This is a genomic window from Pseudomonas kulmbachensis (genome assembly GCF_963681935.1).
Classification (GTDB): domain Bacteria; phylum Pseudomonadota; class Gammaproteobacteria; order Pseudomonadales; family Pseudomonadaceae; genus Aquipseudomonas; species Aquipseudomonas kulmbachensis.
The window spans coordinates 3,922,474-3,934,775 of sequence record NZ_OY817088.1 but is presented as its reverse complement, the minus strand read 5'-3'; the positions used below and the strand labels follow the sequence as shown (position 1 = coordinate 3,934,775).

11 protein-coding genes and 1 tRNA gene are annotated in these 12,302 nt (G+C 60.2%); 4 read left to right on the top strand and 8 right to left on the bottom strand.

What is annotated here, in order from left to right; translation table 11 throughout:
• The first annotated feature begins 188 nt into the window (after positions 1 to 188).
• Positions 189 to 314, top strand: coding sequence for a hypothetical protein (locus tag U5A05_RS18220; protein ID WP_321834239.1), 126 nt, complete (start codon positions 189 to 191; stop codon positions 312 to 314).
• Between the two features lie 337 nt (positions 315 to 651).
• Positions 652 to 728: transfer RNA gene (locus U5A05_RS18215), tRNA-Arg, on the top strand.
• 63 nt (positions 729 to 791) lie between these two features.
• On the opposite strand, the gene U5A05_RS18210 is transcribed toward U5A05_RS18215, so the two are convergent.
• The 7 genes from U5A05_RS18210 to U5A05_RS18180 all read right to left on the bottom strand — a co-directional run bounded on the left by U5A05_RS18210 (position 792) and on the right by U5A05_RS18180 (position 9,134).
• The gene (locus tag U5A05_RS18210; protein ID WP_321834238.1) at positions 792 to 1,979 is read right to left on the bottom strand and encodes a fumarylacetoacetate hydrolase family protein; all 1,188 of its coding nucleotides are present in this window, start codon (positions 1,977 to 1,979) and stop codon (positions 792 to 794) included.
• A 164-nt stretch (positions 1,980 to 2,143) separates the two neighbouring features.
• Positions 2,144 to 3,928, bottom strand: a complete 1,785-nt coding sequence (locus U5A05_RS18205; protein ID WP_261739289.1) for an IlvD/Edd family dehydratase — start codon at positions 3,926 to 3,928, stop codon at positions 2,144 to 2,146.
• 16 nt (positions 3,929 to 3,944) lie between these two features.
• Positions 3,945 to 4,829: an NAD(P)-dependent oxidoreductase gene (locus tag U5A05_RS18200; RefSeq protein WP_261739288.1), complete on the bottom strand. Its 885-nt coding sequence runs from the start codon at positions 4,827 to 4,829 to the stop codon at positions 3,945 to 3,947.
• Entirely contained in the window at positions 4,826 to 6,199 is a 1,374-nt protein-coding gene (locus U5A05_RS18195) for an MFS transporter (RefSeq protein ID WP_261739287.1), read from the bottom strand. Before U5A05_RS18195 ends, U5A05_RS18200 begins: the two co-directional genes overlap by 4 nt.
• A 220-nt stretch (positions 6,200 to 6,419) precedes the next feature.
• Positions 6,420 to 7,391 carry a D-erythronate dehydrogenase gene (denD, locus tag U5A05_RS18190; RefSeq protein WP_261739286.1) on the bottom strand — a complete coding sequence of 324 codons (972 nt, stop codon included), beginning with the start codon at positions 7,389 to 7,391 and terminating at the stop codon, positions 6,420 to 6,422.
• 37 nt (positions 7,392 to 7,428) lie between these two features.
• A complete protein-coding gene (locus U5A05_RS18185; protein WP_321834237.1) occupies positions 7,429 to 8,277 on the bottom strand; it encodes an ureidoglycolate lyase in 849 nt (282 codons plus the stop codon).
• Between the two features lie 116 nt (positions 8,278 to 8,393).
• Positions 8,394 to 9,134, bottom strand: a complete 741-nt coding sequence (locus U5A05_RS18180) for an SDR family oxidoreductase (protein ID WP_321834236.1) — start codon at positions 9,132 to 9,134, stop codon at positions 8,394 to 8,396.
• A 106-nt stretch (positions 9,135 to 9,240) separates the two neighbouring features.
• Between U5A05_RS18180 and U5A05_RS18175 the strand changes: the two genes are divergently transcribed.
• Together U5A05_RS18175 and U5A05_RS18170 are read left to right on the top strand one after the other, a co-directional pair.
• Positions 9,241 to 10,197, top strand: coding sequence for a LysR family transcriptional regulator (locus U5A05_RS18175; RefSeq protein ID WP_261739283.1), 957 nt, complete (start codon positions 9,241 to 9,243; stop codon positions 10,195 to 10,197).
• A 109-nt stretch (positions 10,198 to 10,306) separates the two neighbouring features.
• On the top strand, positions 10,307 to 11,575 hold the full coding sequence (locus tag U5A05_RS18170; RefSeq protein WP_261739282.1) for an MFS transporter: 1,269 nt from the start codon (positions 10,307 to 10,309) through the stop codon (positions 11,573 to 11,575).
• Positions 11,576 to 11,693: 118 nt separating this feature from the next.
• Here the strand turns inward: U5A05_RS18170 and U5A05_RS18165 are convergent, their stop codons facing one another.
• On the bottom strand, positions 11,694 to 12,152 hold the full coding sequence (locus U5A05_RS18165; RefSeq protein WP_321834235.1) for an REP-associated tyrosine transposase: 459 nt from the start codon (positions 12,150 to 12,152) through the stop codon (positions 11,694 to 11,696).
• Between the last annotated feature and the right edge of the window lie 150 nt (positions 12,153 to 12,302).

The following is a 12,302-nucleotide window of genomic DNA, read 5'->3' as shown; positions in this document are numbered from 1 at the left end:
AAATCTTCGTCACGGCTGGCGGGAATCACTGGTTGTGAGAGTCCGCGGTATGCCTGCTTTTTGCTGCAGGCTACGAAACAATATGTACTTAGTTTTTGTTTATTTTGTATACAAGTTCCGTGTTGGTGTAAGCGATATTCATGCCAGCAGAAACACAGAGATCAGTAAAAGTGTTCAAGGACTGCTTTATGTTTTTTCATCTATCTGAAAATAAAAGAATTTTTATTTTTTACCTGGCTGCTGAAAAACCAGCGAATAGAAAGGGAGATGGCGCGTGGTCGATTGTGACCAAAGAATGGGTTGTTACTTTTTGATGCAGAAAACCTGTGTGGAGAGTTTGAGTGCACCGTTATGTGACGTTTTGTATACGGTTTTTTTGGCTGTAAGCACCAGTAAATACCCTGCTCCAGCTCAAGCCCCCCCTGTGGGAGCGAGCCTGATTGCGAAGATCATTCGCGAGCAGGCTCGCTCCCACGCTTGAAGTATCTTTGCGGATACTCTGTTTCCGGGTGCGCAGCGCGTGGAAATACAAAGCGTCAGGTCTGACGGTTACGCCGCATTCACGGCTATGGGGAGTGTGTCTTACCGTTAAAAAGCCCACGCGCGACATGACAAATAAAGGCCTGGCCGTTACCATGCTCGCCGTCATTTGTCTCAGTAGCTCAATTGGATAGAGCATCCCCCTCCTAAGGGGAAGGTTGCAGGTTCGAACCCCGCCTGGGACACCAGATACGCAAAGGCCCCGCACTGTTTACCAGGCGGGGCCTTTTTTGTTGCTGTTAGCCAACCCTTCAGGCTAGGCCGAGTAACCCCCGGCCCGCCAGGTTTTTCATCAATGCGCTAACTCCAAACGACCATTGCGGCGCTTGGTCGCTACCTGTGACGCGGTTGTGCAAGGCGCCCAGTGTCGGTGACGAGATGCTCACCACATCATCCGCCTTGTGGGTGAAGCCTTGACCCGGCTGGTCGCGGTCTTCAGTCGGGGCGAACAGGGTGCCGAGGAACAGCACGAACCCGTCCGGGTACTGGTGGTTGGCGTTGAGTGTCTGTTCGGCCAGGTCCGCTGGGTCGCGGCTGATCTGGTTCATCGAGCTTTTGCCGTCGAGTACGTAGCCGTCCGTGCCTTCGACGCGCAAGGTCACTTCGCAGTGGCGCACGTGGTCGAGGTTGAAGTGTTCGTCGAACAGGCGAATAAACGGCCCGAGGGCGCAGGATGCGTTGTTGTCCTTGGCCTTGCTCAGCAGTAACGCGCTACGGCCTTCGAAGTCGCGCAGGTTGACGTCGTTGCCCAGGGTTGCGCCGTGTATGCGGCCTTGGCTGTCCACTGCCAATACTACTTCGGGCTCCGGATTGTTCCAGCTTGAGCCGGGGTGAATGCCGATGGCGTTGCCGCTGCCCACCGCCGCAAGGATCGGCGCTTTGGTGAAGATTTCTGCGTCCGGGCCGATGCCGACTTCGAGGTACTGCGACCACATGTTCTGTTCGATCAGCACCTGCTTGAGGCGCATGGCTTCGGGTGAGCCGGGGCGTAAATCGCGCAGGTTGTCGCCGATCACTTCTTGCACCAGGGCGCGAACTTCTTCGGCGCGCAGGGCATCGCCGCCTGCTTTTTCTTCGATCACCCGTTCGATCATGCTGGCGGCAAAGGTCACGCCTGCGGCCTTGATCACTTGCAGGTCCGCAGGGGCGAGCAAGTAGGGTTTGGCCTGGTCGCGTTGCTCACCACTGTTGGCCAGCAATGCCTCAATTTTACCCAGCGAGGTACCTCGGATTTCGCGCACGGCTTGCAGCGGGTTTTCGCTATCCAGCAGCAAACTCAAAGTAGGGAAGTGGGCGGTACAGTCGATCACTTCGCCGTCACGAATCACCACAACGGCTGGGCCACCACGTTCACCGGGCAACCACGCGCGACCGACCAGTGTTGCGCGTTGCCAGTCATCCGGCAGGGAGTTTTTTACGGTCAATTGCAGAGTTTGCATTAGCGTGATCCTTGAAAAAAGTACATTGGGCAACTCTGGGGTGGCCCAGGTTTTGTGGGAGCTGGCTTGCCTGCGATGCGGACGCTGCGGTTTGTCAGGTAAACCGAGGTGATGTCATCGCGAGCAAGCCTGCTCCCACAAGTCAGGTCATGTGTCCATAGTGTTTAGTGGGAGTGGCGGGGTGGGCCGTTTTCCGGGATCACACGCCAGTACAGGGTTGCCGGTTCCAGGCAGCCGCCCGTGGACAATTGGCCAACCAATTGGCGATACAGTTCCTGCCATGGGGTTTGCGAAGGGGCCAGCGGTGGCAGCGGTTCCTGGCGGCGCTCGTTGAGTACGCTTTCGTCCACCAGCAGGTTGACGCTGCGGGCATTGAGGTCGACGCGCAGGCGATCGCCGGTGCGCAGCAATGACAGGCCGCCGCCCACGGCAGATTCGGGTGACATGTTGAGGATCGACGGGCTGGCTGAAGTGCCGCTTTGACGGCCATCGCCCATGCACGGCAGTGAATCGATCCCGGCCTTGATCATGCTGGAGGGCGGCGCCATGTTTACCACCTCGCCACTGCCGGGGAAGCCGACGGTGCCGCAGCCACGAATCACCAGAATGCAACGCTCGTCGATGTCCAGGGACGGGTCGTTGATCCGCGCCGTGTAGTCTTCCGGGCCCTCGAACACAATGGCTCGCGCTTCGAAGCTGTTGGGTTGCAGCGGATCGCTGAGGTAGGTCTTGCGGAAGGCCTCGCCCACCACTGACATTTTCATGATGGCGCTGTCGAAGAAGTTGCCGCTGAGTACGATAAACCCGGCGCGGTGCATCAGCGGGTCCTCATAGGAGCGGATCACGTCACGGTCGCCGGTTACGCAGTCGGCAACCACGTCACCCATGCTGCGGCCACTCACCGTGAGGCAGTCGCGGTGCAGGCGGCCGACCTTGTCCAGTTCATGCATCACCGCCGGTACGCCACCGGCACGGTGGAAACTCTCGCCCAGGTATTCACCGGCCGGCATGCAGTTGACCAGCAACGGTACGTCTTCGCCGACACGCTGCCAGTCTTCCAGCGACAGGTCGATGCCGCTGTGGCGGGCGATGGCAATCAGGTGTGGCGGGCAGTTGGTGGACGCGCCCAGCGCCGAGGCCACGGCGATGGCGTTTTCAAAGGCGGCGTGGGTCATGATCTGCGACGGGCGTACGTCTTCGCGCACCAGGTCGACAATCCGCATGCCGGTGGCATAGGCCATTTGCCCGCGTTCGCGGTACGGCGCCGGGATGCTCGCGCAGCCGGGCAGCGACATGCCCAGTGCTTCGGCCAGGGCGTTCATCGACAGGGCGGTGCCCATGGTGTTGCAGTGGCCAACCGACGGTGAGGAGGCGGTGGTCAGGGTCATAAACCCTTCGTAATCAATCTCGCCGGCACTGAGCAAGTTGCGCGCATGCCACAACACAGTGCCCGAGCCGATGCGCTGGCCCTTGTGCCAACCGTCGAGCATCGGCCCGCCGGACAGCACGATGGAGGGCAAGTCGGTAGTGGCCGCAGCCATCAGGCAGGCCGGGGTGGTTTTGTCACAACCCGTGGTCAGCACTACACCGTCCAACGGGTAGCCGTGCAGCACTTCTACCAGGCCCAGATAGGCTAGATTTCGGTCCAGGGCGGCGGTCGGACGGCGTGACTGCTCGGCAATCGGGTGCACCGGAAATTCCATCGGAATGCCGCCCGCGTCGCGAATGCCGTCCTTGACCCGTTTAGCCAGTTCGATGTGATGACGGTTGCAAGGCGTGAGGTCGCTGCCGGTCTGGGCGATACCGATAATCGGCCGCCCCGATTGCAGCTCGGCGCGGGTCAGGCCCTGGTTCATGTAGCGCTCTACATACAGTGCGGTGAGATCGGCGTGGCTTGGATCGTCGAACCACAGCTGGCTGCGCAGGCGGCGTGGGGTTGAATCGGTCATGGCAGGCTCCAGCAAGTTATTCGGGCAAAGGGTTGTTGCGGCGCAACTGACGGATCAGCCCGGCGTGGTCGAGTTCGCCGTCACCGGCCTCGACCATGGCGGCAAACAGGCTGTCGACCAGACTGCCAACCGGCAGTGACAGGCCGAGTTTTTGCGCTTGGGCGAGGGCGGTACGGGTGTCCTTGAGCTGCCATTTGGCAGGCCCGCCGGGAGTGAAATCATTGTTAAGCATGCGTTGGCCGTGTTGGCGCCAGATCGGTGAATCGACAAAGCCACCCATCAGCGCTTCGTGGACTTTTGTCGGGTCCGCGCCGCCGCGCTCGGCCAGCAGCAGGCCTTCGGCGACGGTGGCGATGGTGCTGGCGACGATCAGTTGGTTGACCAGCTTGGACAGCTCGCCGGTGCCCGCCGGGCCAACGTGCACCGGGCGGCCCATGGCGGCCAGGACCTCGCGGCCCTGTTCGAAGGCCGCCGTTTCACCACCGACCATGATCGCCAGGCTGGCTTCCCGTGCACCGCGTTCGCCCCCCGACACCGGAGCGTCGAGGTAGCGCAGGCCGCTTTCGGCGCACATATGAGCCTGTGCGGCAGCGGTGTCGACCGGAATCGAGCTCATTACAATCACCAGCGCGCCGGGCGCTAATGCTTGGGTGGCGCCGTTTTCACCAAACAGCACCTCGTCACAGGTCGGGCCATCGCTGAGCATGCAGATCAGCACCTGGGCGCCGTCTGCTGCTTCAGCCGGGGTCTGAAACACTTCGGCGCCTTGCGCGGCAAGTTCCTGCACCTTGGCGGGCGAGCGGTTCCATGCCCGCACCGGGAAGCCTGCATGCAGCAGGTTGCGGGCCATGGGCTGGCCCATGATCCCGGTGCCGATAAAGGCTACGGTTGGCAAACTCATGCTTTACCTCCAACGGCGGCAGCGGATGCCTGGGTTGCGCCGATCTGCGACACCTTGTTACGTGGCATCAGCACCATGCCCAGGCCACCCAGTCCGACCAATGCAGCAATCACCAGGAAGCCCGGGGTGTAGCTGCCGGTCACAGTGAACAGATAGCCGGTCAGGTAAGGACCGATAAAGCCGCTGAGATTACCGATGGAGTTGATCAGGCCAATCCCTACGGCAGCGCCGACGCCCGTCAGTACTTGCCCCGGTACGGCCCAGAACACGTTGATGGCGCTGTAGACGCCCATGGCCAGCAGGATGAAACCAATAACGATGATCCATGGCTGGTTGAGCCACAGCGCCACGGCAATGGAAATTGCGGCGAGCATGGCTGCACCGCCCGCATGCCAGTGACGTTCTTGCAGGCGGTCCGAGCGACGGCTCCACCAGATCATTGCCACTGCGGCGACGGCGTACGGGATGGCGGTGATCAGACCGTTCTGCATCAGGCCGATTTCCAGCCCGAACGTGCCGCGGAACGATGCCAGAACCGTTGGCATAAAGAAGTTCATCGCGTTGGAGCCGGAGGTAATTCCGAAGTACACCATTGCCAGCAGCCATACCTGACGGTTGCACAGTGCCTTGCGGATCATCTGGCCCTTGGTCGGTTGCACGCCCACTACCAGCGGTTTGTTGCGCTCTTCCTGGGCCAGGGTGTTGATCAGCCAGTTGCGCTGTTTGTCGGTCAGCCAGTGAGCATCGGCCGGGTGGTCAGTGAGGTAGAAGAAGCACACCACGCCGAGAATCACCGCAGGTACAGCTTCGACGATGTACATCAGGCGCCAGCCGACAAAGCCCCAGGCATCGCCCATTTCCATCAGGCCCACTGACAGCGGTGCACCGATAATTTGCGCGATGGGTACGCCCAGGTAAAAGCTGGCGATCATGCGGGCGCGGTAACGGCTCGGGAACCACAGTGACAGCAGGTAAATCACCCCCGGGAAGAATCCGGCTTCGGCTATACCCAGCAACACGCGCAGGGAGATGAAGTGGATGGGTGTCTGCAAAAAGCCCATGGCACCGGCGATGATGCCCCAGGTCACCATGATCCGGGCGATCCACACCCGGGCACCGTAGCGGTGCAGCAGAATGTTGCTTGGCACTTCGAACATGAAGTAACCGAGGAAGAAAATACCTGCGCCCAGGCCATAAATGGTCTGGCTGATGCCGATGTCTTCGTTCATCCGCAGGGCGGCGAAACCGACGTTGTTGCGGTCCAGGAAGGCGACCACAAACAGCAGGACAAGAAAGGGGATCATGCGTTGGGTAACGCGTTTGATCGTCTGTTGTTCGATGTCCGAGACATCGGGGAGTGGAGTAGTCATGTGGCACGACCTCATTTTTTATTGTTGTGAGTAACGTGAGTCTTGAGTAACGAATCCTTCGTAGCAGCTGACGAGCGGAGCGAGGCTGCGTTCGGCGGCGTAGACGTCGTAAACCCTGGGAGCCGGTTTTGACTGGCACACCGCAGGGTCTGATTTCACGACTGCTTCGCAGCCGGACGCAGCCTCGCTCCGCTCGTCAGCTGCTACGGAGCGCCTTGTGTCAGTTGGCGGTGTCCTCAATATGCGCCCGCACGATGGCGTCGAAATCCGCGTCGGCGGTAAAGCCCAGTGCGCGTGCACGCGGCGCTTCTACCTTGCTTGGCCAGCTCTCGACGATGCGCTGGATGGTTGCGTCCGGCTCCCAGTTAATCAGTTTGGTTACTTCATCACCGGCCACCCGTTGCAGCGCCGCCACCATATCGGCGACGGTGGTGGTGACGCCCGGCAGCGGGATGATGCGTTCGTTGCCCAGGGTTTGCGGTGACAGAGTCATGCCCAGCAGCATCGATTCAATGATGCGCCGCGGCGAGGTGAGGTATACGCGGGTGTCCGGGCGTACGGGGCAGACGGCGGGCAGGCCCACCAGCGGTTCGCGGATGATCGAGCTGAAGAAAGTCGATGCCGCTTTGTTCGGCTTGCCGGGGCGCACCGCCACAGTTGGCAGGCGCAGCACCCGGCCATCGACAAAGCCCTTGCGCGCATAGTCGGCCACCAGCAATTCACCCACGGCTTTTTGCATGCCATAGGACGATTGCGGGGTGAGCACGGTGTTGTCGTCGACTACTTCCGGCAATGTGCCGCCAAACACCGCGAAGCCGCTGGCGTACACAAAGCGCGGCGCGTTGCCCTGTTTGCGCAGGGTTTCGAGCAGCAGCATCAGGCCGTGCAGGTTGACCTGCATGCCCAGATCGAAATCCGCCTCGGCAGCTGAGCTGACCACCGCCGCCAGGTGCCATACCAGGTCCACGCCATCAGTGACGCGGGCGATGACTTCGGGGTCGGCGACATCGCCGGTTACCAGTTCGATGCGCGGATCAGTCGGCACATCCTCACCGGCAAAGGTGTCAAACAGCACGATACGTTCAATGGCCCGAGGCGCTTGGCCTTCAAAGGTCAGGGTGTTGAGGTCGAGCAGGCGCTGGGCCAGTTGCTTGCCGATAAAACCGGTGCCGCCAGTGATCAGAATTCGCATGTGTAGCTCCGTTTCTTATAGTTGTTTGAGCGTTGTATCAGTCGGCTTGAACGGTGAGTTGGCGCTGTTCGCCAAGGCCGCTGATGCCCAGGTGCATGACCTGGCCTGCGCGCAGGTACACCGGTGTCGGTTTGACGCCAAGGCCCACACCCGGCGGCGTTCCGGTGGAAATCACATCGCCCGGTTGCAGCGACATGCAGCGGCTCAGGTAGGCAATCAAGGCCGGGATCTGGAACACCATGGTGCGGGTATTACCGTTCTGGTAGCGCTGTCCGTCGACCTCAAGCCAAAGGTCGAGCTGGTGCGGATCGGCGATCTCATCGCGAGTCACCAGCCACGGGCCGAGGGGGCCGAAGGTGTCAAAGCCCTTGCCCTTGTCCCAGGTACCGCCACGTTCCAGTTGCCATTCGCGCTCGGACACGTCATTGATCACGCAGTAACCGGCCACGTGCTCCAGAGCGTTGTTTTCGTCGATATTGCGTCCGCCCTTGCCGATGACCACGCCCAGTTCGACTTCCCAGTCGGTTTTGGTCGAACCACGGGGGATTTCCACGTTGTCGTTGGGGCCGCAGATGGCGCTGGTCCATTTGCTGAACACTACCGGTTCGGCTGGCACCGCCAGGCCCGACTCGGCGGCATGGTCGGCGTAATTGAGACCAATGCAGATGAACTTGCCGACCTGGCCGACGCAGGCGCCGATGCGTGGCGAACCGCTGACTAGCGGCAGGGTGGCGGGGTCGATTTTGCTTAGTGCGTCCAGGCTTGTGGCATCAAGGGCCGTGCCAGCCACATCGGCGATGTGCGCCGACAGATCGCGGATATTGCCTTGAGCATCCAGCAGACCGGGTTTTTCCTGACCTTTATCGCCGTAGCGCAGCAGTTTCATAAAAGCTCCTTTATCAAAATGTTCTTGGTGGGAGCGAGCCTGCTCGCGATTGCATCACCGCGGTGTCACTGAAACACCGAGGTGCCTGCATCGCGAGCAGGCTCGCTCCCACGGTTTCAGTTACTCATCCCGCCATCAATTACCTGGACAGTGCCGGTGGTGTAGCTGCTGGCATCGCTGGCGAGGTACAGCGCCAGTTGGGCGATTTCTTCAGCGCTGCCGATGCGGCCCATGGGTTGGCGGTCTACGAAGGCCTGATACACCTCGGCTTCGGACCGTCCCTGTTCAAGGGCCTGTTCGGCGATGCGCTGGCGCAGCGAAGGCGAGTCCACGGTGCCGGGGCAAATGGCGTTGCAGCGAATGCCCTGGCGCACATAGTCGGCGGCCACTGATTTGGTCAGGCCGATCACCGCAGCCTTGCTGGCGGTGTAGGCAAAACGGTTGGGCACGCCTTTGACGCTGGACGCCACCGACGCCATGTTGATGATCGAGCCGCCGCCGTTACCCAGCATGCCGGGCAGGAACGCGCGGATCATCCGGTACATGGCGGTGACATTAAGGTCGAAAGAGAATTGCCAGGCCTGCTCGTCGCATTCCAGTAGCGCGCCGCTGTGCACGTAGCCTGCGCAGTTGAACAGCACGTCAATAGCCCCCACCTGCTGGCAGATGGCGTCAATGGCGGATGCTTGAGTCACGTCCAGAGCCAGGGCTTGAATGCCAGGGATGTCGTGCAAGGTTTCGATATGCAGGTCGGTGGCAATGACCTGAGCGCCTGCATCCCGAAAGGCCAGTACCGAGGCGCGGCCGATGCCTTGCGCCGCCGCGGTGACCAGAACGCGTTTGTTGGCTAGGTTCATGACAAGTGTCCGTTGTTATTATTTGGCGCAACAACTGCACACTAATATTGCTTTGCGATAATCGCCAATGAGATATTCTCAGGTCTTAATAACCGGAGGTTATCGGATGGCGGATGTCGGGTTTAACCAGCTGTGCAACTGGCTGCGATTTCGCCATTTGGTGCTTATCGACACCTTGGCGCGTACGCAAAACATGCACGCCACCGCGCAAGAGATGAGCATCAGCCAACCGGCTGTCAGCAAGATGCTGCGCGAAATCGAGCATCAACTGGGCTTTGATGTATTTGCCCGTTTGCCGCGCAGCATGACGCTCACTGACCTGGGTAGCCACGTGGCCCGGTTCGCCCAGATTGCGTTGAACGATACCGGCCAGTTTGTCAGCCAGATCAATCATCTGCGCCAGGGCGGGCATGGCTTGCTGAAGGTCGGCACCATCTATGCGGCGACAGCCCTGGCAGTACCGGCGGCAATTGTGCGGGTCAAGCAGGACTGGCCCTTGCTCACTGTGCAAGTGCTTGAAGGCACCAGTGCCAACATGCTGACTCTGCTTGAACACAAGGAGCTGGATCTGGTGGTGGCGCGGTTTACCCTCGACCGCCATCGTGAGTTGTTTGAATTCCAGGCGCTGGCGCCGGAGCCGCTGTGCCTGGTCACGGGCAGCCAGCACCCGCTGGCCGGGGCCAGTGAAGTGCCGCTGGCCGAACTCGGCAGCTGGCCGTGGGTGATTTACCCGACGGGCACGCCGATGCGCGCACGGGTAGAGAAAGCCTTTGTCGAAGCAGGCATGCAGACCCCGGAAAACACCGTGGAAACCGTGTCCCTGCAAACCACCATGCAACTTTTGCAAACCACCCCAGCGGTGGCGATGCTGGCCGAATCGATGGTGGAGCCGGAAATCCGGGCCGGGCGTTTGACCCGTCTGGCCTTGCCATTTCCGCTGGTGCTGGCGGATTACGGGGTGATTATCCGGCGCAATGAAGTACCTCAGTGGTCTGCGAAAGCCTTTATTGACGCGCTGTTGAGTGGCCCGGATGCCCTGCGCGGTGCCCGCCAGACGCCTTGATAACGACGAGTTATCAACTGATGGAATCTTGTGATTGGGCAGTGTGAACGTGGGCAACTAGAGTGAGCGGCGTCCTTGCAGGATAAAAAACCGCTCACTAGAGGCGCGCATGAAAACAATAAAAAGCTACAAGACGCTGACCATCTTCTTCCTGTTTATGATTGGCGTGGTCAACTACCTCGACCGCAGTGCCCTGTCCATCGCCAACACCACCATCCAAAAAGACTTGGCCATCAGCCCGATGCAAATGGGCGTGATGCTTTCGGCTTTTTCCATTGCCTACGCATTTTCGCAACTCCCCCTCGGCGCATTGATCGACAAGCTCGGTAGCAAGCTGGCGCTGGGCGGTTCGCTGGTGGTGTGGTCGGTCGCGCAGGCGGCCTTCGGTTTGTTCAGCAGCTACGGCCATCTGGTCGGACTGCGGGTGTTGCTGGGGATTGGCGAAGCGCCGGTGTTCCCTTCGGCGGCCAAGGCGTTATCGGAGTGGTTCGATACACAAGAGCGGGGTACGGCCACCGGCTGGGTGTGGTCCTCGACCTGCATCGGACCGTGCCTGGCGCCGCCTTTGTTGACGGTATTTATGGTGCACCTGGGCTGGCGCGGGATGTTTATCCTGACCGGCATCCTGGGCCTGCTGCTGGCGGTGTGCTGGTTCAAGTTCTACAAAAGTAAAGCGCAGTACATGGCCGAGACCGGCCGTGCAGAACCGGTGCCGGTACAACAGGCCAAGGCGCCGAAAGTGCGTTGGACCTCGTTGTTCAAGGACCGCAACACCTGGGGCGCATTTCTCGGGTTTATGGGCGTGATCTACATGATCTGGCTCAACCTCACCTGGCTGCCCGGCTACTTCGAACGCGAGCATGGCCTGGACCTGTATCGCACCGCCTGGGTGGTATCTTTGGCTTACCTGTTCGGCGCCCTGGGCACCATCGTTGCTGGCAAATGCTGCGACCGCTTGGTGGCGCGCGGCATGCGGGTACTGGCCAGCCGCAAACTGATGGTGATACTGGGCCTGCTCGGCGGGGCGCTGTTTACCCTGATCGTGGCCTTCACCACCAATGTGGTGGCCTGTGTGATCCTGCTGTGCCTGACCATGTTCTTTATCAACATCTCCAGCGCTACGGCCTGGATGATCGTCAACACCATCGTGCCGTCGGAGCGGGTCGCGTCCTTTGGTTCGATCCAGAACTTTGGCGGTTATCTTGCAGGCTCGATTGCGCCGATCCTGACCGGCTTCAGCGTGCAGCAAAGCGGCTCGTTCTCCACTGCATTCGTGATCAGCGCGGTAGTGGCGGCGTGCTCGGCCCTGGCTTACTTTACGTTGCTCAAGGAGCCACAGGCGCCGTTGTCGCCACTGGCGACACTTGCAACAGCGTGATTGAGTCTTTGTGGGAGTGGGCTTGCTCGCGATGAAGGCGCCGCGGTGTATCTGAGCAACCGCGTCGATACCATCGCGAGCAAGCCCGCTCCCACAGGTTTCTGGATGGTTTGATGGATCAAAGCCATTGGGCATCCCACAAGGGATAATCGCCGATTCGTTTGATCAGTCCGGCGCGCAAAGGGTTGGCGATAACGTAGCGGGCTACCCGCTTTAGATCTTCGTCATGACGTAAAGCATGGTCATGGTAGCCCTGCTGCCAGCGGCTGCCTGTGCGTCCGGTTACCTGATTGATGGTTCGGGTGCTCAACGATTTGGTGCGGCACATCAACTCATCAAGCGAGCCATGCTGCAGTTTTAGCAGCCAATGAAAGTGATCAGGCATCACCACCCATGCCAGCGATTCCGCGAAGCCTTGTTCTTGTGCCTGCCTGAACTGCTGGACAACATGCCGTCCTGTACGCCAGTTCAGGAAGATGGGTTCGCGATCCAGAGTGTTGGTGGTCAAGAGATAGATGCGATTTTGCTCGCTGTAGCGGCCGCGGCGCAGGCGATGGGATGCTGGAAGTGAAAGCATGACAAAGCTCAATGAGTTGATAAACCTCAAAGGCTAGTCACTGCTAGGCAGGGGTCACCGGCCATGGTTTAACCGTATATGTCACGGCGCACGATTTTTGTGTGAGCGGTTGCATATATGCAACCCTGTGGGAGCGGGCTTGCTCGCGAT

What these genes read in the sequence shown, in the direction of transcription:
- U5A05_RS18180 (WP_321834236.1), bottom strand. Translation starts at nt 9,134, where the DNA reads ATGAACCTAGCCAACAAACGCGTTCTGGTCACCGCGGCGGCGCAAGGC.
- U5A05_RS18185 (WP_321834237.1), bottom strand. Translation starts at nt 8,277, where the DNA reads ATGAAACTGCTGCGCTACGGCGATAAAGGTCAGGAAAAACCCGGTCTG.
- U5A05_RS18200 (WP_261739288.1), bottom strand. Translation starts at nt 4,829, where the DNA reads ATGAGTTTGCCAACCGTAGCCTTTATCGGCACCGGGATCATGGGCCAG.
- U5A05_RS18210 (WP_321834238.1), bottom strand. Translation starts at nt 1,979, where the DNA reads ATGCAAACTCTGCAATTGACCGTAAAAAACTCCCTGCCGGATGACTGG.
- denD (WP_261739286.1), bottom strand. Translation starts at nt 7,391, where the DNA reads ATGCGAATTCTGATCACTGGCGGCACCGGTTTTATCGGCAAGCAACTG.
- U5A05_RS18205 (WP_261739289.1), bottom strand. Translation starts at nt 3,928, where the DNA reads ATGACCGATTCAACCCCACGCCGCCTGCGCAGCCAGCTGTGGTTCGAC.
- U5A05_RS18195 (WP_261739287.1), bottom strand. Translation starts at nt 6,199, where the DNA reads ATGACTACTCCACTCCCCGATGTCTCGGACATCGAACAACAGACGATC.
- U5A05_RS18170 (WP_261739282.1), top strand. Translation starts at nt 10,307, where the DNA reads ATGAAAACAATAAAAAGCTACAAGACGCTGACCATCTTCTTCCTGTTT.
- U5A05_RS18220 (WP_321834239.1), top strand. Translation starts at nt 189, where the DNA reads ATGTTTTTTCATCTATCTGAAAATAAAAGAATTTTTATTTTTTACCTG.
- U5A05_RS18175 (WP_261739283.1), top strand. Translation starts at nt 9,241, where the DNA reads ATGGCGGATGTCGGGTTTAACCAGCTGTGCAACTGGCTGCGATTTCGC.
- U5A05_RS18165 (WP_321834235.1), bottom strand. Translation starts at nt 12,152, where the DNA reads ATGCTTTCACTTCCAGCATCCCATCGCCTGCGCCGCGGCCGCTACAGC.